The organism is uncultured Anaerococcus sp., assembly GCF_963512375.1.
Lineage (GTDB): Bacteria > Bacillota > Clostridia > Tissierellales > Peptoniphilaceae > Anaerococcus.
In genome coordinates this window covers 107,875-126,640 of record NZ_CAUPMI010000002.1, presented here as the reverse complement: position 1 = coordinate 126,640, position 18,766 = coordinate 107,875, and the positions used below count along the sequence as shown (strand labels likewise).

The window sequence follows — 18,766 nt, the reverse complement described above, 5'->3', positions numbered from 1 at the left end:
GACCGTCTCTTTGAGACGGTTTTTTATTATGTTATTAGAGAAGAATAAATTAGACTTATTTGAAAATTGGAGATTGGATTCAATAGAATTATTGACAGAAGAAAAAATAGATAAAGACGAGTTTTTAGATAGAAATTATGAATTTATTGTAAAGCTAGGATTAAAGCCTTTTTCTAAAATTGTCCTTCTTGAAGAAGCGATATATAATTATCAATATTATAATATAATGGCAAAACTCGCTAATTCAAAGGCATTTAAGTGCCAAAACTCTACAAAAAAGAAAAAGTTATATTCTAAATTAATTAATGATAGAGAAAATTATTATTATCTCAAAGATCTGGCCACCTGTGCTCTTCTAGAAATAGTAGGTTATGAAAATATAGATTCTTATTTTATTAATTTAAAATCCAAGAGACTAACAGGTCAAATTTTTGAGATTTCTGTTAAATGTTGCAAGGATTTAATACTCCACTCAAAAAGTAAAAAAATACTAGAAGAACTTAGGCGTAATAATGCCTTTGATGAAGAAATTAGAGAATCCTTAATAGATTCTTATGTGAATAAGAGTTATTAATATGATAGAGATTGTTATAAGTAAAAACCAAGGAAATCAGAGATTTGATAGATTTTTGAGAAAATATTTTGAGAATGCACCCTTATCGGTTATATCTAAAAATATTAGAAAGAAAAATTTCAAAATAAATGGCAAAAGAGCCAAGAATAATGATTTTGTATATGAAGGCGATAAAGTTTTAATGTACATTAGCGATGAAAATTATAAAAAATGGCTAAGCAAAACCGATTTTATGCCTCAAGATTTTAATTTAGATATAATTTATGAGGATGATAATATAGTGGTTATGGATAAAGAAGCAGGACAATTGACTCACTCAGCTTCTAAGAAAGATTATGGAAATAATCTTGTTGATAATATGCTATCTTATTTATACAAGACACAATCATTTGATATGTCTGATAAAACATTTAAGCCAGCAGTTGTTAATAGGCTTGATAGAAATACTGCAGGTCTTGTAATTGGTGCTAAAAATTCAAATGCACTGAGGCTTTTAAATAAAGCTATCAAAGAAAATAAGCTGGATAAATATTATTTAACAATTGTTGCTGGTAAAGTCAGTAAAGATTTTAAAATAGATACAAAGATTTCGAAAAATGAAGATAGAAATAAGGTTAAAAAATCTTCAGAAGGAAAGGAAATACTTACATATTTTAAACCTCTAAAATCAAATGATAACTACTCTCTACTAGAGTGTAAATTGATTACAGGCAGGACCCATCAAATTAGGTTTTCACTTAAAGAGAATAGGACTCCAATTATTGGAGATCGCAAATATGGAAATCCATCTGTGAATAAGATTATGAAGGAAAAATATAATATTGGTAATCAAGTTTTACTTGCTTATAAAATTATTTTTCCTAAAATCGAAGGTTTAGAATATTTGGGAGGTTTAGAAGTAGTTTCAAGAAAATATACTGATATAATAGATTTATCAGAAAAAATAATGGCTATGTGAGGAGAATTATGACAAAAGTAATAGGAATAGATGTTGGTGGAACAAAAATTAATACTTGCTTAGTAAATGAAGAAGGAATTATATTAGACATGTATACAACTGATACTCAGGCATCTGAGGGTAGAGAAGTTGTATTAAATAACATTAAAAAATCAATTTATGCGATAGACTATAAGCAAGCAAGTGCCATAGGAATTGGAACACCTGGTTTTATTGATTCTGAAAATGGTATTGTAACCTTTGCTGGAAATATTACAGGCTGGACAGGTTTAAATCTAAAAAAAGCTGTTGAAGAATTTGTAGATGTACCAGTATTTGTGGAAAATGATGCAAATATTGCCTTAGTTGCAGAAAAATGGATAGGTGCATGCCAATCTTATGATAATGTAGTAATGATTACCTTAGGTACTGGCTTAGGAGGGGCTATCTATACAAAAGAAGGCGGACTTTTAACTGGGGCACATTTCCAAGGGGCAGAGCTTGGTCATATTATGCTTCATCCAGGTGGAAATTACTGTACTTGTGGCCAATATGGGTGTGCTGAGAGTTATTGTGCAGGTCCAGCTATAAGTGAAGATTATTTTAGACTTACAGGTAAAAGATTAGAAGGTAAGGAAATATTTGCCAGGATTGATACTGACGAAAAAGCTATGGAAGTTCTTAAGAATTATCAATCGAATCTAGCTTATCTATTAACATCTTTAAGAAATATTTTCGATCCTGATGCAATTGTAATTGGCGGTGGCATCATACATTCAAAAGATATTTGGTGGGATGGCATGATTGATAATTTCAAAAATTATTGCAACAAGCCATATAATATCGAAATACTTCCAGCCAAGTTTTTAAATGATGCTGGAGTCATAGGTGCAGCCAAAATCGCCTTTGAAAGGATGACTGATGAATAATAAGATACTAATTCTAGATGATGAAGATCCTATTAGACAATTTATGAAAATTAACCTTGATTATCAAGGCTATCAAACAATCGAGGCTTCTAGTGGTGAAGAAGCCATAAGATTAGTTGATGAAGAAAATCCAGCAGTTGCAATACTAGATATCATGTTACCTGGAATCAGCGGACTTGAGGTATGTGAAAAAATCAGAGATAAGTATCCTATGACAGGAATTATTATGGTATCAGCTAAAAGTCAAGATATTGACAAGATTTTAGGGCTTGAAAAAGGCGCTGATGATTATATAATCAAGCCTTTCAATCCTCAAGAATTAATATTGAGAGTTAAATCTCTTATGAGAAGGGTAAATTTAAATCCTGTCTCAACTGAAAGTGAAAACAACAAAAGTTTAAAAGATGGGCCATTTACTCTTGATATATATTCTAAAACTTTTTATAAAGATGACATTGAAATAGATGTGACGCCTACAGAATTTACTATTTTGGAATATTTTATTAAAAATAAGGGCAAAGCCATGACTAGGGATGAAATAATGAAAGAAACCTGGGGTGATAATTATAGCAATGACACTAAAATTGTTGATGTAAATATCAGAAGGATTAGGGCAAAAATAGAAGAGAACCCCGCAAAGCCAGAGTTTATTGAGACTGTTTGGGGCACAGGATATAGATGGAAATAGGAAAAAAATTTAAAACAACTAAAAAAACAACTAAAGACATAATTGAATCTAAAAGTATTAAATATACTTTTATCAAGATAATTATGCTTTTTGTTTTAACAACGGTAATTGGTTTTGAAATATTTGCCTATAACTCAATTAAAAATTATTATGAGTCATCACTTATATCATCTATGAAAAACCAGGCTAGGATAAGTCAACTACAATACTCATCTTATATGTCTCGCTATGACCTTGAAGAGGTAATCATAGGGGATAAGAACTTATTTTATAGGCAAAATGATAGCCAGGTACAAATACTTGATAATTCAGGAGTAGTCTTATTTGATTCAATTGCCTCTTCGATGATTGGAAAAGTAATTGAAAATGATGATGTAATTGAAGCTAAAGACGGCTCAACTGGAATTTTTAAGGGTGTAAATGTTGATTCAAAAGAGCAAGTCCTATCTGTATCCTATCCCCTTAAGGCATCAGACCAGCAAGTGGGTATTTTAAGATTAACTAGTTCTATGAATAGGGTTAATAGACAAATTAATCAGGATAGTTTATTTTATTTTTTATTTGGTGTCTTTATAAGTGCTGCTGCCTTTGTATTATCATTTTTAGCTGCTAACAGATATGTTAGGCCATTAAAAAAACTAATCGGTGTATCAGAGGTTTTGGCCCAAGGAGACTACACTATAAAAGCAGATGCTTCAAGTAATGATGAAATAGGTGAATTAGCACAAACCCTAAACCTCCTAAGTGAAAATATAGTGAAAAGAGAAGATATGAAAAATGAATTTATATCTTCTGTATCTCATGAACTTAGGACACCACTAACATCCATAAAGGGTTGGGCAATTACCTTACAATCAGAAGCTATACAAAAAGATCCTGACATGGTAAGCCAAGGTCTTAAAATAATCGAATCTGAAGGAGATAGACTATCAATGATGGTTGAAGACTTATTAGATTTCTCTCGACTATCGTCAAGTAATTTCAAATATGATAAGGAAAAGATAGATATTGTTGAGCTTGTAAAACAAGTTCACACTCAGCTTTACCCAAGGACCCAATCAGATGGGATTAACTTTAGCTTTACCAGTTTTTATAAGGTTTTATATGTTTATGCTGATAAAAACAGGATGAAAGAAGTTTTTATAAATATAATCGATAATGCTATCAAATTTACTGATTTGGCAGGAAATATTGACATAGTAATTGACTTAAACGAAGATGAGATAGAAATTAGCATAAGGGATGATGGAGAAGGAATAAAAGAAGACGAAATCGCCTTTGTAGCTAGTAAATTCTTTAAAGGTTCATCATCGAAATCTCAAACTGGCCTAGGACTTTCAATCTGTGAAGAAATAGTTAAGGCTCATGATGGTAGGTTAATTATCAAATCCAAATATGGAGTAGGTACAGTTGTAACTGTAGTATTACCGAGGGTAGAAGATGAAAAAAATATTTAAATTTCTCTTATTAAGCCTAAGTATGATTTTACTAAGTTCTTGCATTAATTCTAACAAAAATGACCTCACAGATCTCATTCAAACTCCCAAACAAGACTCTCCAATAGTCGAAGGAACATGGGAAGTGGTTGAGATTGCTGGTGAGATTTCTGAAGATAGTTCTGGTAAAATAAATATAGGTGATAAATTATATATAAATAAAAATTTAGTTGCTATAAATGGTTCTTATGCCTTTCCACCTAGCTTTAGTTCAAAATTTGTAAAACTATCTGATTATTTAAATAATAGAGGTATACAAACAAGGCCTGAGTTTAAGGATAGGAATGTAATTGTAATCAATGCATCCCAGGGTCAATTATTCTCTAGAGATTTGATAATAACTGATGAAAATAATTTATTTTTAATTAAAGATGAGAACTTAATATCTCTAAAAAAAATATCAGATAAGGTTGACTCTAAAGTGGTCGATTCTTACGCTAAATTAGCCTCTAAGGAAAGAACTACAACAGAGACGGGTGAAGATATAGCTGAAGACCTTTCCTTGCTTCTAGGGGTAAGGGAGAGGATAGATCCAGAAAGTGATAAACCTTTATATAAGTATTACACATATTTAATAAGGGTAGAGCCTGATGACACTATAAAATATATGAAGTGTGAAAATATCTTCATTAAAAACCAAGATGAATATTGGAAGGTAAGTTCAGATATAAATAATTTTACAGATATTTATGATGAAATTAAAGCTTATCCAATCAAATTGGAAAATAATAAAGATTCTGATGATGTATTACAAAAATATACTTTCAAAGATATAGATTTAAACACAAGAATAAATTTTGTTTCCAAAGATTTTATATCTATTGATTACACTAACAAAAATAATGAAAATCCAATCAGAAAATACGCTCTTATGGAAACAGACAATATAGCTAGCAAGCAGTATATTTCACTTGAGGAATTTACTGGTGAAGAGCAAAGTGATCAGATATTTAGGGAAAAAGTTAAAGAAGAGTTAAAAAAAGCTATTCCAGATGCAAATACAGAAAAAATCCCTTTTGATAACACAAATTTTGGTATAATAAGAAACCAGGGTTATTGGGCATTTCAATCATCAATTTTTGCTGGCAAAGGAGATAGTTTTGTTCAAAACTTCTTCAATTTAGATATTGCAATAGGAGATTCACTACTAAATCCAACAAATTCAATTATAACAAGAGATCAGGTTTATAATATCAATACTCAGTTTAAGGATTATGTAGTATTAGCTAATCAGAGGTATATAGCAATACAGACTCCCGATGAAATTTTAATCCACAGAATAAAGGACGGATTAATTGAAAAATCACCAGTTTATGCAATAGCTACAAGAATGCCAGCCACCATTATAAGTGTAGACCAATATCTAGGATCAAATGCCTTAGACCTAGAGGAAGCCTTTAATAAATATAATTTAATCATAGAAAAATAAATTTTGACTTAAGTCAATGATATTTGTTATCATGTTAATAGGAGATTATATGGAACTATTATTTGCGAGCAATAATATAAATAAATTAGAGCAAGTTAAGCTATTGCTAGATCATGAAAATGTACTTTTGCCTAAAGATATAGGAATTGAGGGTTTTGACCCTATTGAAGATGGTAATACTTTAAAGGAAAATGCTTATAAGAAAGCCCTTGAATTATATAAGTTAACTGGAAAGAAAGTATTTTCTGATGATACAGGACTTTTTGTAAAAAGTTTAGATGGCAGACCAGGTTTATATTCTCATAGGTATGCCGGAAATAATGCTAGTGATAAGGATAATAGAGATAAACTTTTATCCGAGCTAGAAGATGAGTTCGACAGACAAGCTTACTTCTTAACAGTCGTTTGTTTTATAGATGAAAATGGAAAAGACTATTATTTTGAAGGTAGGCTTGATGGAAGGATTGCTGATAAAGAATATGGGACAGGTGGTTTTGGCTATGATAAGATATTCTATGTTGATGAATTTTCAAAAACACTTGGACAGATGGACATAGAATTTAAAAATACAATTAGTCACAGGGCAAAAGCAGTAGAAGAATTTAAAAAGTTTTTGGTAAATACTTATGAAAATCTTAATAACTAGCGACACACATGGAAGCTATAGTAAAGTTTCTGATTTTATTATTGAAAGAGGAGATATAGACCTTATGCTTCATGCAGGAGATGGGGTGGAAGATTGTCAATATATAGGATACGAAACTGGAGTAGCCTATTATGTTGTAAAGGGAAATAATGACTTCTTTACCAATGAACCTTATGAGAAAATAATTGATTTAGAAGGAATAAGAATACTTTTAACCCATGGTCACAAAAATGGAGTTGACTTCTCACTTAGGGGGCTTTTAGCTAAAGCTATTGATAAATCGTGCGATCTAGTAATATTTGGCCATACCCATACCTATACTAAAATAAAAGAATCAGGTATATTATTTTTAAATCCAGGTTCTGTAAGCCTACCTAGAGATGGGCAAGCTAGCATGATGCTTATGACCCTTGATAAAGAAAAAATGGATATTGAGAAGATATCTTTATAAAAGGAGTAATAATGTCAGGTCTAATTAATTTAATAAGTGAATTTTCATCAAGCCTATTTATTTTGCCGATTTTAGTCTTGATGAATGTGATCATAACTATAATTATTTACTTTATAAACAACAGAAAAATTCTAAAATACCTTCCATCTATTATTATTGGTTTAGTATCAATTTTGGTAGGTATATATTCAATTGCTATATTTACAAGCCCAATGGGACTAAATACAGCATGGATAGCTATATTTTTGATGACTACTGCTATTGTTGGAATAGCTACAGGTTTTATAATAGATTTATTTATTTCAATAAGAAGTAATTTAGGTCTTAACAATGAGATTGTTAAAGAAAGTATTGGCAAGCAAAAACAATTTAAAGCTAGAAGACGTAGGGACAAGGATAACTTAAATGACTAAGAAAAAAGCAGCCTTCTTTGATATTGACGGTACACTCTTTAGAAATTCACTATTAATAGAGCATTTTTTGAAGTTAGTTGAAGATGGTATTTTGAATGAAAAAATTTGGACTGAAGAAATTGGTCCACTTTATAGTAAGTATGAAAATAGACAGGGAGCCTATGAGGACTACTTAGACAAGTCAGCCCTAGCATACCAGAGATCTATGATTGGCTTGGATAAAGAAATAATAGATAAATATTCTACAATAGTTATAAATGAAAATAAAAATAAAATTTATAATATTACCAAAAATGCTGTGAATAAGCACTATCAAGATGGATATTTAATATTTTTCATTTCAGGTTCTCCAAACTTTTTGGTGGATAGATTTTCAAAGCTTTATAATGCGACAGAATCTATTTCAACAATCTATGAATTTGATGAAAAAAATAAATTTACAGGTAAAGTATTACCTATGTGGGATGGCAAAAGTAAGTTTTCAGCTGTCAATATTCTTAAAGAAAAATATGATATTGACCTTGATAATTCTTATGCTTATGGTGATACAAATGGCGATATTACAATGTTTCAACTAGTAGGCAACCCACACGCTATAAACCCATCCTTTGAATTAATTGAAAAATTATATGAGGATGTGGATTTGAGAAAAAAGTCAGTGATTAATATCGAAAGGAAGGATGTAAATTATTCTTTTAAACTAAATGATTTAAAAGTAGATTTTACTAAATTCTAAAAAAAATCTTGTGAATTTTTTTAAATAAGATATTTTTAAAAAGCTAAAACAACTAGACCTATATACAATAATTAATGAATTATGTATATTTTTACTGAAATTTTAGCTTTTTTTATTTCCTTGAAAAATATATCTAAATAAAAGACTTTTAATTTATGGTAAAATAGTAACTGAGGTAGGACGATGAAGGCAGAATTAAGTAAATCTTTTCCAATAATTGAAAAACTTGAATATAATTATCTTGTTGATAAAGATGTATACTCACTTAATACACTTATGTCTTTATTGTACGATAGATGTCTAGCTAATTTTTCTAAGCATTCTTATTATGCTAAGGACTACTGCTTTAGGAATCTTAAAAAATATTTTTGGAACTTAGTAGATATTGATGAGATAATCAATAGTTTAAGTAGAAATATCGGTAAGGACATCGACAGATATGAATATTTGATTTCAATCAAAGCTCAGTATAGGGCTTTCAACACTAAAAAAGATGTTGATAAACTCGAATTACTGATGATTGAAGCCCTGGGTGTAGAATATTTAATTGAAGGCAGGAATTATTTTTATAATAGAGAAGATAAGATTATGGTTGAAATTGGTGATAATCTCAAATCATCGATATTTGACAATAAAGCCTTGCTAGCAAAAATTAAAGAAGATGTCTACAATTTTTCTGATTTAGTTTTGAAGGATAAGATATATCATTTAGATTTATCTACAAATAAACAGCTTACTTTCAATAGGGAGAGTATTTTTACAGAAGATATTACAATAAAACAAACCCAAAAAATATATGAAAAAACAATTAACTACCTTTCTAGGTCCATGGTTGATATTTATGCTGAATATTATTATAGGGGTTTGATAAGAGAAGTATTTGAAAGGTATCAATAGGGCTTAAGTAGCCCTTTTTATTTTGTTTATGATAGTTTTAGGAATAGATCCAGGCATAGCCATCATGGGCTATGGTGTTATTGAATTTAATGGAAATAAAGTTAAAGTATTAGAAAACGGAGTTATTACAACTTCGTCAAAGACAGATACTCCAAAAAGATTAGAGATTCTCTATGATAATTTGGATAATATTATTAAAGAATATAAGCCTGATGAGTTTGCAATTGAGGAATTGTTTTTCAATCAAAATGTTAAGACTGCTATAACTGTAGGACATGCAAGGGGAATTCAAGTTCTCTGCGCTCAGCAAAACAATATAGATATTTATGAATATACACCTCTTCAAATCAAGCAGGCGATTACTGGTTATGGTAGAGCAAGCAAAAAGCAGATGCAAATGACCATAACAAGTTTACTAAATCTAAGGTCTATACCAAAACCAGATGATGCTGCTGATGCTTTATCAGTAGCTCTCTGTCATGTACTTAGTCAAAGATTTAAAGAACAGTTTAGGATGAAATAATGATTTCTTATATAAAAGGTGATGTAAGGGCAATAAGTGATGATGGCTTTATTTTAGAAGCAAATAACATAGGATATTTTATAAACTCTTCACTTACAACTCTTGCTAATATTAAAATAAATAATGAATATAAAATATATACTTCAATGCAGGTAAGAGAGGATGATATATCTCTTTTTGGCTTCGAATCTGAGGAAGAATTAGAGATGTTCTTACTCTTGATATCTGTATCAAGTATTGGACCAAAGATCGCGATTGGCATGCTTTCATCAATATCTTCAGATGAAATAAAACTTGCGATAGTAAATAATGACATTGACAAGCTAACAAAGGCTAAGGGGATTGGTAAAAAGACAGCATCAAGGATTATCTTGGAGTTAGTTGATAAGGTTAAAAAGATGGCAATTCCAGAGATACCTGCTAGCAAAACTGAAGATAATTTTACTAATGATTATGAAGTGGCAAGACAGGCACTTAAAAACTTAGGCTATATAGATAACGAAATAGCAAGGGTTTTAAGAGAATTAAAAGATGAAAATTTAAGTCTTGAAGCACTGATAAAAGAGAGTTTAAAAAGGCTAATATAGGTGATTTTTTATGTATGATGAAAATCAAAGGATTGTAGGAAGTAATGAACAAGTTGAAGATATAGGCCTTGAAAATTCTATAAGGCCTAAATGGCTAAGTGATTATATAGGGCAAGATAAGGTAAAAGAAAAATTGGATATATTTATTAAATCTTCCCTTTCAAGGCAAGAACCTCTTGACCATGTACTTTTACAAGGACCTCCAGGACTTGGTAAAACAACTCTATCGACAATTATTGCTAATGAACTTGGAGTAAATCTAAGAGTTACAAGTGGTCCGGCTATAGAAAGGCCATCGGATCTTGCAAGTATACTTACAAATCTTCAACAAGGTGATGTTTTATTTATAGATGAAATTCATAGGATTAATCGCTCTGTAGAAGAGATCCTCTATTCTGCTATGGAAGACTTTGTCTTGGATATAATTGTAGGAAAGGGTCCAAATGCTCAATCGATAAGGATAGACTTAGAGAAATTCACCCTAATTGGAGCAACTACCAGAGCTGGGATGCTATCAGCTCCTCTCCGTGATAGGTTTGGTGTTTTACTTGCTTTAAATTTATATAATAGCAAAGATTTAACAACTATTGTAAAAAGATCAGCAAATATACTAGATATACCAATAGATGATGAGGGAGCTGTAGAGATAGCTAAAAGATCTAGAGGAACTCCTAGGATTGCCAATAGGCTCTTAAAAAGAGTAAGAGATTATGCAATAGTAAAAGCAGATGAAAAAATTGACTATGAGACAAGTAAAAAGGGTCTTGAGCTACTTGAAATAGATCCGATGGGTCTTGACAATATGGATAAGAAAATAATCTACACCATTTATGATAATTTCGGGGGTGGACCAGTTGGAGTAGACACAATAGCAGCATCAACTGGTATAGAAAATGTAACAATAGAAGATGTTTATGAGCCTTATTTATTACAAATAGGATTTATATCAAGAACACCTAGAGGAAGAGTTTTAACAAGAAAAGCCTACGAGCACTATGGCTTAAAATATGAGGATTAAATGAAAACAAGCGAATTTGATTATTATTTACCAGAAGAATTAATAGCCCAACATCCTTCATCCCAAAGAGATGAAGCTAGGATGATGGTTTTAGATAGAAAAACTGGAAAAACTTGCGATAAGTATTTTTATGATATCATCGATTATCTTAAAGAAGGTGATGTCCTTGTAATGAATGATACAAGAGTAATACCAGCTAGATTATTTGGGGCAAGACAAGGTAAGTCTGAGAAAATCGAGGTATTTTTACTAAATAATACTGAAGGCAGTAAGTGGGAAGTCCTAGTTAGACCTGGAAAGAAAATGAAAATAGGAACAGAAGTTGTATTTTCCGAAGAATTATCATGCAAGGTTATAGATATAAAGGAAGATGGCAATAGGATTGTAGAATTTTATTTCGAAGGAATATTTAATGAAATCCTAGATAGGCTTGGCAATATGCCACTCCCTCCTTATATAAAGGAAAAACTAAAAGATAATGAAGATTATCAGACAGTTTACGCTAAAAACCCTGGTTCTGTAGCAGCACCAACAGCCGGTTTACATTTTACTAAAGATCTTCTACAAAGAATAGAAGAAAAGGGCATAAAATTAGCTTATCTTACCCTAAATGTAGGCCTGGGAACCTTTAGACCTGTAAGTGAAGATGATCCAACAAACCACAAGATGCACTCAGAATTTTACACAATCTCACAAGAGACTGCAGATATCATAAATGATGCAAAAGATAAAGGAAACAGAGTTATAGCGGTAGGAACAACATCTATTAGGACTCTGGAATCAGTTTATCAGAAAAATAATAAAGTTTGTGAGGATTCTGGTTGGACAGATATCTTTATATATCCAGGTTTTGAATTTAAGGTAGTAGATGCGATTATAACAAATTTCCACCTACCTAAATCAACTCTAATATTGTTAATAGCGGCCTTCACAAGCAGAGAAATTATATTAAACGCCTACAATGAAGCAGTTAATAAAGAATATAGATTCTTCTCATTCGGCGATTGTATGTTCATAAAATAGGAGGAAAGATGCCTTTAAAATACGAATTAATTAAAAAAGATAAATACACAAATGCAAGGGTTGGTGTGATTCATACAGCCCATGGAGATATTCCTACTCCTATCTTTATGCCAGTAGGAACTCTAGGTACTGTAAAAACAATGACTGTAGATGACTTAAAAGAAATGGAAGCAAAAATTATCTTAGGTAATACCTATCATTTATATCTAAAGCCAGGTATGGACATAATGGAAAAAGCTGGTGGCCTTCATAAATTTATGAATTGGGATAGACCAATACTTACAGATTCAGGTGGATTTCAGGTATTTTCTCTAGCTGATAATAGAAAAATAAGTGAAGAAGGAGTTATGTTTAGGTCTCATATAGATGGATCAAAACACTTCTTTACACCTGAAAAGGCAATAGAAATTCAAAATACCATACATTCTGATATCATGATGAGTTTTGATGAATGTGTAGATGCAAGGGCTGATTATGATTATGTGAAAAATTCAATGGAAAGAACCCTTAGATGGGCTAAAAGAGGGCTTGATTATCATAAAGAGCACTCCCATTCTGACCAATCACTGTTTGGTATAGTCCAAGGTGGAATGTTTAAAGACCTAAGAGAAATATCTGCAAGAGAAACAACAGCAATGGACTTTGACGGATTTTCTATAGGTGGCCTATCTGTTGGAGAAACTAAGGAAGAGATGATTGATATCTTAAATTTCACAACTCCTTTATTACCAGAAGATAAGCCAAGATATAATATGGGCGTAGGTACCCCTGATTATTTATTTGAATCATTCCAAGCTGGCATTGATATGGCAGATTGTGTCCTTCCAACAAGAATTGCAAGAAATGGTACAGCACTTACATCTAGGGGCAGACTGGTAGTGAAAAATGCGACTTATAAGGAAGATTTTTCTAAACTTGATCCTGATTGTGATTGCTATACTTGCTCAAACCATTCAAGAGCTTATATAAGACATCTAATAAATGCCAATGAAATTCTAGGAGCAAGACTTCTATCCTACCATAACCTATATTTCTTACTAAAAATGTGTGAAAATATAAGGGAAGCTATAATGAATGATTCTTTCCTAGACTATAAGAAAGAATTTTATAGTAAATATGGTTACTGATGAAATTAGAATATTTAATCTTAATTCTTTTAGCTGTAGGTTTTTATTATACAAATGTGAAAGAATATAGGAAAGAAAGAGAAAAAAATAGATATATAGAAAATAATCTAAAAGAATCTAATAAAATTATCACCAAATCTGGAATAATAGGTTACGTTACAAATATTGATAAAAATCTTATTACAATAATTAGTGGTGAAGGAGCAAAGATATCCTATATCACCATAGAAAAATCATATATCGAAGACATTTTAGATTAAGGGCCAGGGGCCCTTTTCTTTATATAAAGCAATTAAAGAGTATAATTTCTATGAAAGGATTTTATGGCAAACTGGTTTATATACAATAAAAAACAAAATTACATTAATAATTTAAAAATAGAAGATATTACAAAATTGCAGGCCTTAATATTAGGAAATAGGGATATAATCGACCCTAAAAGAGTAGATATGTTTATAAGGCCAAGTCTTGACAAACTACATGACCCTTTTCTACTAAATGATATGGACAAGGCAGTCGATTTGATTATAAAGACAATGCAAGAAGGTGGAGAAATAAGAATTTTTGGAGATTATGACCAAGATGGTATAGCATCTGTTATGACTTTAATGGATGGGATGTTGTTTTATTATGATAATATATCTTATGATATTCCTCACAGGGTCGATGAAGGCTATGGCATATCTTCAAAGATGAGTGATAAGGCCATAGAAGATGTAGTGTCTTTGGTTATAACTTGTGATAATGGTATAACAGGTTTTGATCAAATAGATAATCTAAGAGCTAACAATATAAATGTCATAGTGACAGACCACCATCAAATTGAAAAAAAGGAAAATGAGGAATGGGTAGAGCAGGTCCTTCCAAAGGCCAATGCAGTTATAAATCCTAAAAGATTAGACTCAAATTATCCTTTTGATGATTTATGTGGGGCAGGCGTAAGTTTTAAACTAATGCAAGGCCTTTATCAAAAACTTGACGGTGATATTTATTACTTATATTCACTTCTTGAATACGTTGCTATGGGTACAGTTTGTGATGTTGTATCTCTAACTGATGAAAATAGGATATTTGTAATCGAAGGACTCAATAGACTAAACCAAACTGAGAAAATAGGGATAAAAGCCCTCTTAGATGAAGCAGGTTGGGAAAAAGAAGTAGATGAATACACACTTGGCTTTATCTTAGGTCCTCTAATGAATACTACTGGCAGGCTTAAATCAGCCAAAATGGCCATCGAGCTTTTGATAGAAGAAGATATAGATGACATCTATGATAAAGCTCGTGAATTAGTCAAACTTAACAACGAAAGAAAGTCGCTGACTGAATCTGCTTATAAGAGAGCATGCCAAATAATAGAAGAAAATTCCTATTACAAGGATGATGTAATAGTAGTCTATGATGAAAATTTCAATGAATCAATCTGTGGGATAGTAGCTGGTAGGATAAAGGAAAAATACTACAGACCTACAATAGTTTTAACCAAATCTAAAGATGAAAATATAGCAAAAGGTTCGGGTAGATCAATAGAAGCTTATAATATTTATGAAGAGATTTTACCCTTTAAAGACAAATTGGCTTCATTTGGAGGTCACCCTATGGCCTGTGGACTTTCAATAGAAATTACTAATATTGATGAATTTAGAAAATTTTTAAACACAAATTCAAAGCTTTCCGATAAGGAAAAAGAAAAATCAATCAATGTAGATAGTCAAATAAATATCTCCAACCTATCACTAGAATTTGCCGAAAGCCTTTTAAAATTAAAGCCTTTTGGTAAAGACAATGAAAAGCCACTATTTGCAAATAAGGATGTATCGATTGCAAGCCTTTCAATGATAGGCAAGGATAAGAATACTATGAGGCTATCATTATTTCAAAATGGCTCCTACTATAATGCGATAAAATTTGGAGCTGAGAAAGAATTTCAATATTTAAAAGATAAGTTTAATGGCCAAATAGTGGGTCAAAAAATAGATATAGTTTATTATCCAGATATAAACGAATTTAGGGGTCAAAGAACCCTTCAACTTAAATTAATAGACATTAGGTGATTTTATGGCTACAGATTTTAACAAAGAATTTATAAAATTTAAAGAAATTATACTAAATAATAATCCAAAGGCTGACATTGATCTTATTAAAAAAGCCTATGATTTTGGTGTGAAAAATCATGATGGACAGAAGAGAAATTCTGGAGAAGATTATTTTATCCACCCAATAGCTGTAGCCGAGAATCTATCTAATATGAAATTAGATGATCAAACTATATGTGCAGGCTTGATGCATGATATTTTGGAGGATACTCCTGTAACAAGAGATGAAATGAAAGAAATCTTTGGCGAGGAGATAACCTTCCTAGTTGATGGGGTTACCAAGCTAAAAAACTTAAATTACAACTCTCGTGAAGAAAAACAGGCTGAAAATATTAGAAAAATGGTAATGGCTATGGCTAGCGATGTTAGGGTAGTTCTAATAAAGCTAGCAGATAGGCTTCATAATATGAGAACTCTTGAATATATGACAAGGCAAAAGCAAATTCAAATTGCCAACGAAACCATTGAGATTTACGTGCCCCTAGCCCATAGGCTTGGAATATATTCATTAAAATGGGAATTAGAAGATTTATGCTTTAGATACCAAGAACCTGATAAGTATTATGAGCTTGCTGAGATGGTAAGTGTAAAAAGGCGAGAAAGAGAAGCATATATTAATGAAATAATTGATACTTTGACAAAATCTCTTGCTAATACAAAAATAAACTTTGAAATTTCAGGAAGACCAAAGTCTCTATATTCTATCAACAAAAAGATGGAAAGGAATAAAATCGCCTTTGAGGAAATTTATGACCTAACAGCTATTAGAGTATTAGTTGATACAATTGCTGAATGCTACGCAGTCTTGGGCAAGGTCCACTCAATTTGGAGGCCTATACCTAATAGAATCAAGGATTATATTGGTCAACCAAAGCCAAATGGCTACAGGTCCTTGCACACAACCGTATTTGGCGATGATTCAAGACCTTTTGAGGTACAAATTAGAACAAGGCAGATGCATAGGGAGTGTGAGTTCGGTGTAGCTGCCCATTGGAGATATAAGGAAAATAAAAATACCAAATCAGACTTCGATGATGCTATGAGCTTTTTAAGGCAAATTGTTGAATGGCAAAAAGAAGGCGGCAGAGAGCAAAATAATCAAGAGTTTATGGAAACTCTGAAAAATGACTTTTTCTCAAGGGAAATTTACGTTTATTCTCCTGCAGGTGAGGTTTATTCATTGCCAATTGAGTCATGTACAATAGATTTTGCCTATAAAATCCATACGGAAGTTGGTAATTCTTGCGTAGGTGCCAAAGTTAATGGCAGGATGGTTCCCCTAACTCATAAACTAAAAACTGGAGACCTTGTTGAAATAATTACAAGTAAAAATTCTCAAGGACCAAGTAGGGATTGGCTTAATATCGTAAAATCAAACCAAGCCAAGTCAAAAATCAAGCAATACTTTAAAAGATATGACAAAGAAGAAAATATTGAAATAGGAAAAAGTTCTGTAATTAGGGAACTTAAAAAATATAAGCAACATTACAAGAGCCTCCTAAAGCCAGAATGGCTAGATGAGATATCAACAGATTTAGGTTTCCCATCAGAGGATGAAATGTATGCTTCAGTAGGCTATGGAAGGACTACGCCAGAGCAAATAAGCCAAAAGCTTATTAGAAGAGAAAAAGAGCTTGAAAATCAAGAAAAAATTGACAAATCTTTTGAAATTAACAATAGGGAAATTAAAACTCAGGTTACAAATGAAATTAGGGTTTCTGATTTAACGGAAGATGTTGAGGTTAAATTTGCAAAATGTTGTACACCAGTTCCAGGGGACCCAATAGTTGGGTTTATAACTAAAGGCAATGGTATTTCAGTCCATGTAAAGACTTGCCCAAATATAATAAATTCTAAGTCACCGGAAAGACTCATAGACGTTTATTGGCAAAACCTAACAACTGATAAATTCCCTGTAAAGATTCAAATAATTTCTCTAAACAGTCCATCAACCTTATTTGAAGTATCAAAGATAATTTCGACATTTGATGTCAATATCTTAAGCATAAATTCAAGAACAGATTCTGATGAAGGAATAATGGATCTTATAATTGAAGTTAAGAGTACACAAGAATTAGAAGATGTAATAAAAAAATTAAAGACGATAAAAACAGTATCGGATGTATTTAGGGTGAAAAGTTAATGAGAGCAATTATACAAAAAGTTACACAGGCAAGTGTTGTAGTGGATGAGGAAAAAATATCTGAGATAAAGGATGGTTATTTAATTTTATTGGCCGTTAAAGAAACAGATACAGATGATGACCTTGCCTATATACAAAGAAAAATAAGCAATTTAAGAATATTTGAAGATGAAGAAGGCAAGCTTAACCTTAGCCTTAAGGATAAGGGAGGGGAAATCTTATTAGTTAGTCAATTTACCTTATATGGAGATGTAAGAAAAGGCAACAGGCCATCCTTTACCCAATCAGCGAATTTAGAAAAGGCAAATGACTATTATTTAAAACTAAGAGATAATTTAATTGATGAAGGATTTAAAGTGAAAACTGGTAAATTTCAAGCTCACATGCAGGTATCTCTTACAAATGATGGTCCGGTTACAATAATTTTAGACAGTGAGAGGATTTTTTGATGGAAGTTAAAAGATTTACCCTAGGACCTGTTATGACAAATATGTACGTGGTATCTATTGATGGGAAGGGTTTTATAGTAGATTGTCCTTATCCTTCTACTGCTGTAGATAAGTATATTGAGGATAATAATATTAAGATAGAATTTATTTTACAAACACATACTCACTTTGACCACGTGACAGGACTTAAGTATTATAAAGATAGGTATGGTGTTCCAGTTTATGCTAGCGAGGAAGCAAAAGATATAGCTGAAGATAAAAATTATAATCTAGGACATCATTTAGGAAATCTAGAAGTACCAATTGATATTTTTCTAAAAGATAATGAAGTATTTAGTAAATATAATATTAGAGCAATCAAAACTCCGGGTCATACCATTGATTCTATGTGTTTTGTCATAGATAAGGCAATATTTACTGGGGATACACTTTTTAGATTATCAATAGGTAGGACAGATTTTCCAGGCGGGTCAATGGTAGAAATAATAGATTCTATCAAAAATAAACTTGCAAGCTTTGGCAGGGATTATATAATTTATCCTGGACATAACGAAGAAAGCCTTTTGGGCTTTGAATTAGATAATAATCCATTTTTAAATTAATG

Annotated in this window: 21 protein-coding genes; all 21 read left to right on the top strand. The window is 31.4% G+C overall.

What is annotated here, in order from left to right; translation table 11 throughout:
• Positions 1 to 28: 28 nt before the first annotated feature.
• The 21 genes from RRB46_RS01870 (at position 29) to RRB46_RS01770 (ending at position 18,764) form a co-directional block, all read left to right on the top strand.
• Positions 29 to 574 carry a DUF6648 family protein gene (locus RRB46_RS01870; protein ID WP_296126424.1) on the top strand — a complete coding sequence of 182 codons (546 nt, stop codon included), beginning with the start codon at positions 29 to 31 and terminating at the stop codon, positions 572 to 574.
• A 55-nt stretch (positions 575 to 629) separates the two neighbouring features.
• Entirely contained in the window at positions 630 to 1,532 is a 903-nt protein-coding gene (locus tag RRB46_RS01865) for an RluA family pseudouridine synthase (RefSeq protein WP_311537272.1), read from the top strand.
• Between the two features lie 8 nt (positions 1,533 to 1,540).
• Positions 1,541 to 2,440, top strand: coding sequence for an ROK family protein (locus RRB46_RS01860; protein ID WP_296126428.1), 900 nt, complete (start codon positions 1,541 to 1,543; stop codon positions 2,438 to 2,440).
• A complete protein-coding gene (locus RRB46_RS01855; protein WP_297688875.1) occupies positions 2,433 to 3,128 on the top strand; it encodes a response regulator transcription factor in 696 nt (231 codons plus the stop codon). Before RRB46_RS01860 ends, RRB46_RS01855 begins: the two co-directional genes overlap by 8 nt.
• The gene (locus tag RRB46_RS01850) at positions 3,119 to 4,585 is read left to right on the top strand and encodes a HAMP domain-containing sensor histidine kinase (protein ID WP_296126432.1); all 1,467 of its coding nucleotides are present in this window, start codon (positions 3,119 to 3,121) and stop codon (positions 4,583 to 4,585) included. The genes RRB46_RS01855 and RRB46_RS01850 overlap by 10 nt, the downstream gene beginning before the upstream one ends.
• Positions 4,569 to 6,053 carry a hypothetical protein gene (locus tag RRB46_RS01845; RefSeq protein WP_296126433.1) on the top strand — a complete coding sequence of 495 codons (1,485 nt, stop codon included), beginning with the start codon at positions 4,569 to 4,571 and terminating at the stop codon, positions 6,051 to 6,053. Before RRB46_RS01850 ends, RRB46_RS01845 begins: the two co-directional genes overlap by 17 nt.
• Positions 6,054 to 6,102: 49 nt before the next feature.
• On the top strand, positions 6,103 to 6,699 hold the full coding sequence (gene rdgB, locus RRB46_RS01840; RefSeq protein ID WP_296126435.1) for an RdgB/HAM1 family non-canonical purine NTP pyrophosphatase: 597 nt from the start codon (positions 6,103 to 6,105) through the stop codon (positions 6,697 to 6,699).
• On the top strand, positions 6,680 to 7,150 hold the full coding sequence (locus tag RRB46_RS01835) for a metallophosphoesterase (RefSeq protein WP_296126436.1): 471 nt from the start codon (positions 6,680 to 6,682) through the stop codon (positions 7,148 to 7,150). The genes rdgB and RRB46_RS01835 overlap by 20 nt, the downstream gene beginning before the upstream one ends.
• Positions 7,151 to 7,161: 11 nt before the next feature.
• Positions 7,162 to 7,563 (top strand): hypothetical protein, encoded by a 402-nt coding sequence (locus RRB46_RS01830; RefSeq protein WP_311537271.1) that lies wholly within the window; start codon positions 7,162 to 7,164, stop codon positions 7,561 to 7,563.
• Positions 7,556 to 8,299 carry an HAD family phosphatase gene (locus RRB46_RS01825; RefSeq protein ID WP_296126439.1) on the top strand — a complete coding sequence of 248 codons (744 nt, stop codon included), beginning with the start codon at positions 7,556 to 7,558 and terminating at the stop codon, positions 8,297 to 8,299. The genes RRB46_RS01830 and RRB46_RS01825 overlap by 8 nt, the downstream gene beginning before the upstream one ends.
• 183 nt (positions 8,300 to 8,482) lie before the next feature.
• Positions 8,483 to 9,196, top strand: a complete 714-nt coding sequence (locus tag RRB46_RS01820; protein ID WP_296126441.1) for a hypothetical protein — start codon at positions 8,483 to 8,485, stop codon at positions 9,194 to 9,196.
• Between the two features lie 28 nt (positions 9,197 to 9,224).
• A complete protein-coding gene (gene ruvC, locus RRB46_RS01815; protein WP_296126545.1) occupies positions 9,225 to 9,719 on the top strand; it encodes a crossover junction endodeoxyribonuclease RuvC in 495 nt (164 codons plus the stop codon).
• On the top strand, positions 9,719 to 10,306 hold the full coding sequence (gene ruvA / locus RRB46_RS01810; RefSeq protein ID WP_296126443.1) for a Holliday junction branch migration protein RuvA: 588 nt from the start codon (positions 9,719 to 9,721) through the stop codon (positions 10,304 to 10,306). Before ruvC ends, ruvA begins: the two co-directional genes overlap by 1 nt.
• A gap of 10 nt (positions 10,307 to 10,316) precedes the next feature.
• On the top strand, positions 10,317 to 11,324 hold the full coding sequence (ruvB, locus tag RRB46_RS01805; RefSeq protein WP_311537270.1) for a Holliday junction branch migration DNA helicase RuvB: 1,008 nt from the start codon (positions 10,317 to 10,319) through the stop codon (positions 11,322 to 11,324).
• Positions 11,325 to 12,347, top strand: coding sequence for a tRNA preQ1(34) S-adenosylmethionine ribosyltransferase-isomerase QueA (gene queA / locus RRB46_RS01800; protein WP_311537269.1), 1,023 nt, complete (start codon positions 11,325 to 11,327; stop codon positions 12,345 to 12,347).
• Positions 12,348 to 12,355: 8 nt separating this feature from the next.
• Positions 12,356 to 13,474 (top strand): tRNA guanosine(34) transglycosylase Tgt, encoded by a 1,119-nt coding sequence (gene tgt / locus RRB46_RS01795; protein WP_311537268.1) that lies wholly within the window; start codon positions 12,356 to 12,358, stop codon positions 13,472 to 13,474.
• On the top strand, positions 13,474 to 13,734 hold the full coding sequence (yajC, locus tag RRB46_RS01790; protein ID WP_296126451.1) for a preprotein translocase subunit YajC: 261 nt from the start codon (positions 13,474 to 13,476) through the stop codon (positions 13,732 to 13,734). The genes tgt and yajC overlap by 1 nt, the downstream gene beginning before the upstream one ends.
• A 63-nt stretch (positions 13,735 to 13,797) precedes the next feature.
• Positions 13,798 to 15,528 carry a single-stranded-DNA-specific exonuclease RecJ gene (recJ, locus tag RRB46_RS01785; RefSeq protein WP_311537267.1) on the top strand — a complete coding sequence of 577 codons (1,731 nt, stop codon included), beginning with the start codon at positions 13,798 to 13,800 and terminating at the stop codon, positions 15,526 to 15,528.
• A 4-nt stretch (positions 15,529 to 15,532) separates the two neighbouring features.
• Entirely contained in the window at positions 15,533 to 17,713 is a 2,181-nt protein-coding gene (locus tag RRB46_RS01780) for a bifunctional (p)ppGpp synthetase/guanosine-3',5'-bis(diphosphate) 3'-pyrophosphohydrolase (protein WP_311537266.1), read from the top strand.
• Complete coding sequence (gene dtd, locus RRB46_RS01775) at positions 17,713 to 18,162, top strand: D-aminoacyl-tRNA deacylase (RefSeq protein ID WP_311537265.1); 450 nt, start codon at positions 17,713 to 17,715, stop codon at positions 18,160 to 18,162. Before RRB46_RS01780 ends, dtd begins: the two co-directional genes overlap by 1 nt.
• Positions 18,162 to 18,764, top strand: a complete 603-nt coding sequence (locus RRB46_RS01770; protein WP_296126459.1) for an MBL fold metallo-hydrolase — start codon at positions 18,162 to 18,164, stop codon at positions 18,762 to 18,764. Before dtd ends, RRB46_RS01770 begins: the two co-directional genes overlap by 1 nt.
• Positions 18,765 to 18,766 lie beyond the last annotated feature (2 nt).

What these genes read in the sequence shown, in the direction of transcription:
- RRB46_RS01870 (WP_296126424.1), top strand. Translation starts at nt 29, where the DNA reads ATGTTATTAGAGAAGAATAAATTAGACTTATTTGAAAATTGGAGATTG.
- RRB46_RS01860 (WP_296126428.1), top strand. Translation starts at nt 1,541, where the DNA reads ATGACAAAAGTAATAGGAATAGATGTTGGTGGAACAAAAATTAATACT.
- RRB46_RS01855 (WP_297688875.1), top strand. Translation starts at nt 2,433, where the DNA reads ATGAATAATAAGATACTAATTCTAGATGATGAAGATCCTATTAGACAA.
- RRB46_RS01850 (WP_296126432.1), top strand. Translation starts at nt 3,119, where the DNA reads ATGGAAATAGGAAAAAAATTTAAAACAACTAAAAAAACAACTAAAGAC.
- RRB46_RS01845 (WP_296126433.1), top strand. Translation starts at nt 4,569, where the DNA reads ATGAAAAAAATATTTAAATTTCTCTTATTAAGCCTAAGTATGATTTTA.
- rdgB (WP_296126435.1), top strand. Translation starts at nt 6,103, where the DNA reads ATGGAACTATTATTTGCGAGCAATAATATAAATAAATTAGAGCAAGTT.
- RRB46_RS01835 (WP_296126436.1), top strand. Translation starts at nt 6,680, where the DNA reads ATGAAAATCTTAATAACTAGCGACACACATGGAAGCTATAGTAAAGTT.
- RRB46_RS01830 (WP_311537271.1), top strand. Translation starts at nt 7,162, where the DNA reads ATGTCAGGTCTAATTAATTTAATAAGTGAATTTTCATCAAGCCTATTT.
- RRB46_RS01825 (WP_296126439.1), top strand. Translation starts at nt 7,556, where the DNA reads ATGACTAAGAAAAAAGCAGCCTTCTTTGATATTGACGGTACACTCTTT.
- RRB46_RS01820 (WP_296126441.1), top strand. Translation starts at nt 8,483, where the DNA reads ATGAAGGCAGAATTAAGTAAATCTTTTCCAATAATTGAAAAACTTGAA.
- ruvC (WP_296126545.1), top strand. Translation starts at nt 9,225, where the DNA reads ATGATAGTTTTAGGAATAGATCCAGGCATAGCCATCATGGGCTATGGT.
- ruvA (WP_296126443.1), top strand. Translation starts at nt 9,719, where the DNA reads ATGATTTCTTATATAAAAGGTGATGTAAGGGCAATAAGTGATGATGGC.
- ruvB (WP_311537270.1), top strand. Translation starts at nt 10,317, where the DNA reads ATGTATGATGAAAATCAAAGGATTGTAGGAAGTAATGAACAAGTTGAA.
- queA (WP_311537269.1), top strand. Translation starts at nt 11,325, where the DNA reads ATGAAAACAAGCGAATTTGATTATTATTTACCAGAAGAATTAATAGCC.
- tgt (WP_311537268.1), top strand. Translation starts at nt 12,356, where the DNA reads ATGCCTTTAAAATACGAATTAATTAAAAAAGATAAATACACAAATGCA.
- yajC (WP_296126451.1), top strand. Translation starts at nt 13,474, where the DNA reads ATGAAATTAGAATATTTAATCTTAATTCTTTTAGCTGTAGGTTTTTAT.
- recJ (WP_311537267.1), top strand. Translation starts at nt 13,798, where the DNA reads ATGGCAAACTGGTTTATATACAATAAAAAACAAAATTACATTAATAAT.
- RRB46_RS01780 (WP_311537266.1), top strand. Translation starts at nt 15,533, where the DNA reads ATGGCTACAGATTTTAACAAAGAATTTATAAAATTTAAAGAAATTATA.
- dtd (WP_311537265.1), top strand. Translation starts at nt 17,713, where the DNA reads ATGAGAGCAATTATACAAAAAGTTACACAGGCAAGTGTTGTAGTGGAT.
- RRB46_RS01770 (WP_296126459.1), top strand. Translation starts at nt 18,162, where the DNA reads ATGGAAGTTAAAAGATTTACCCTAGGACCTGTTATGACAAATATGTAC.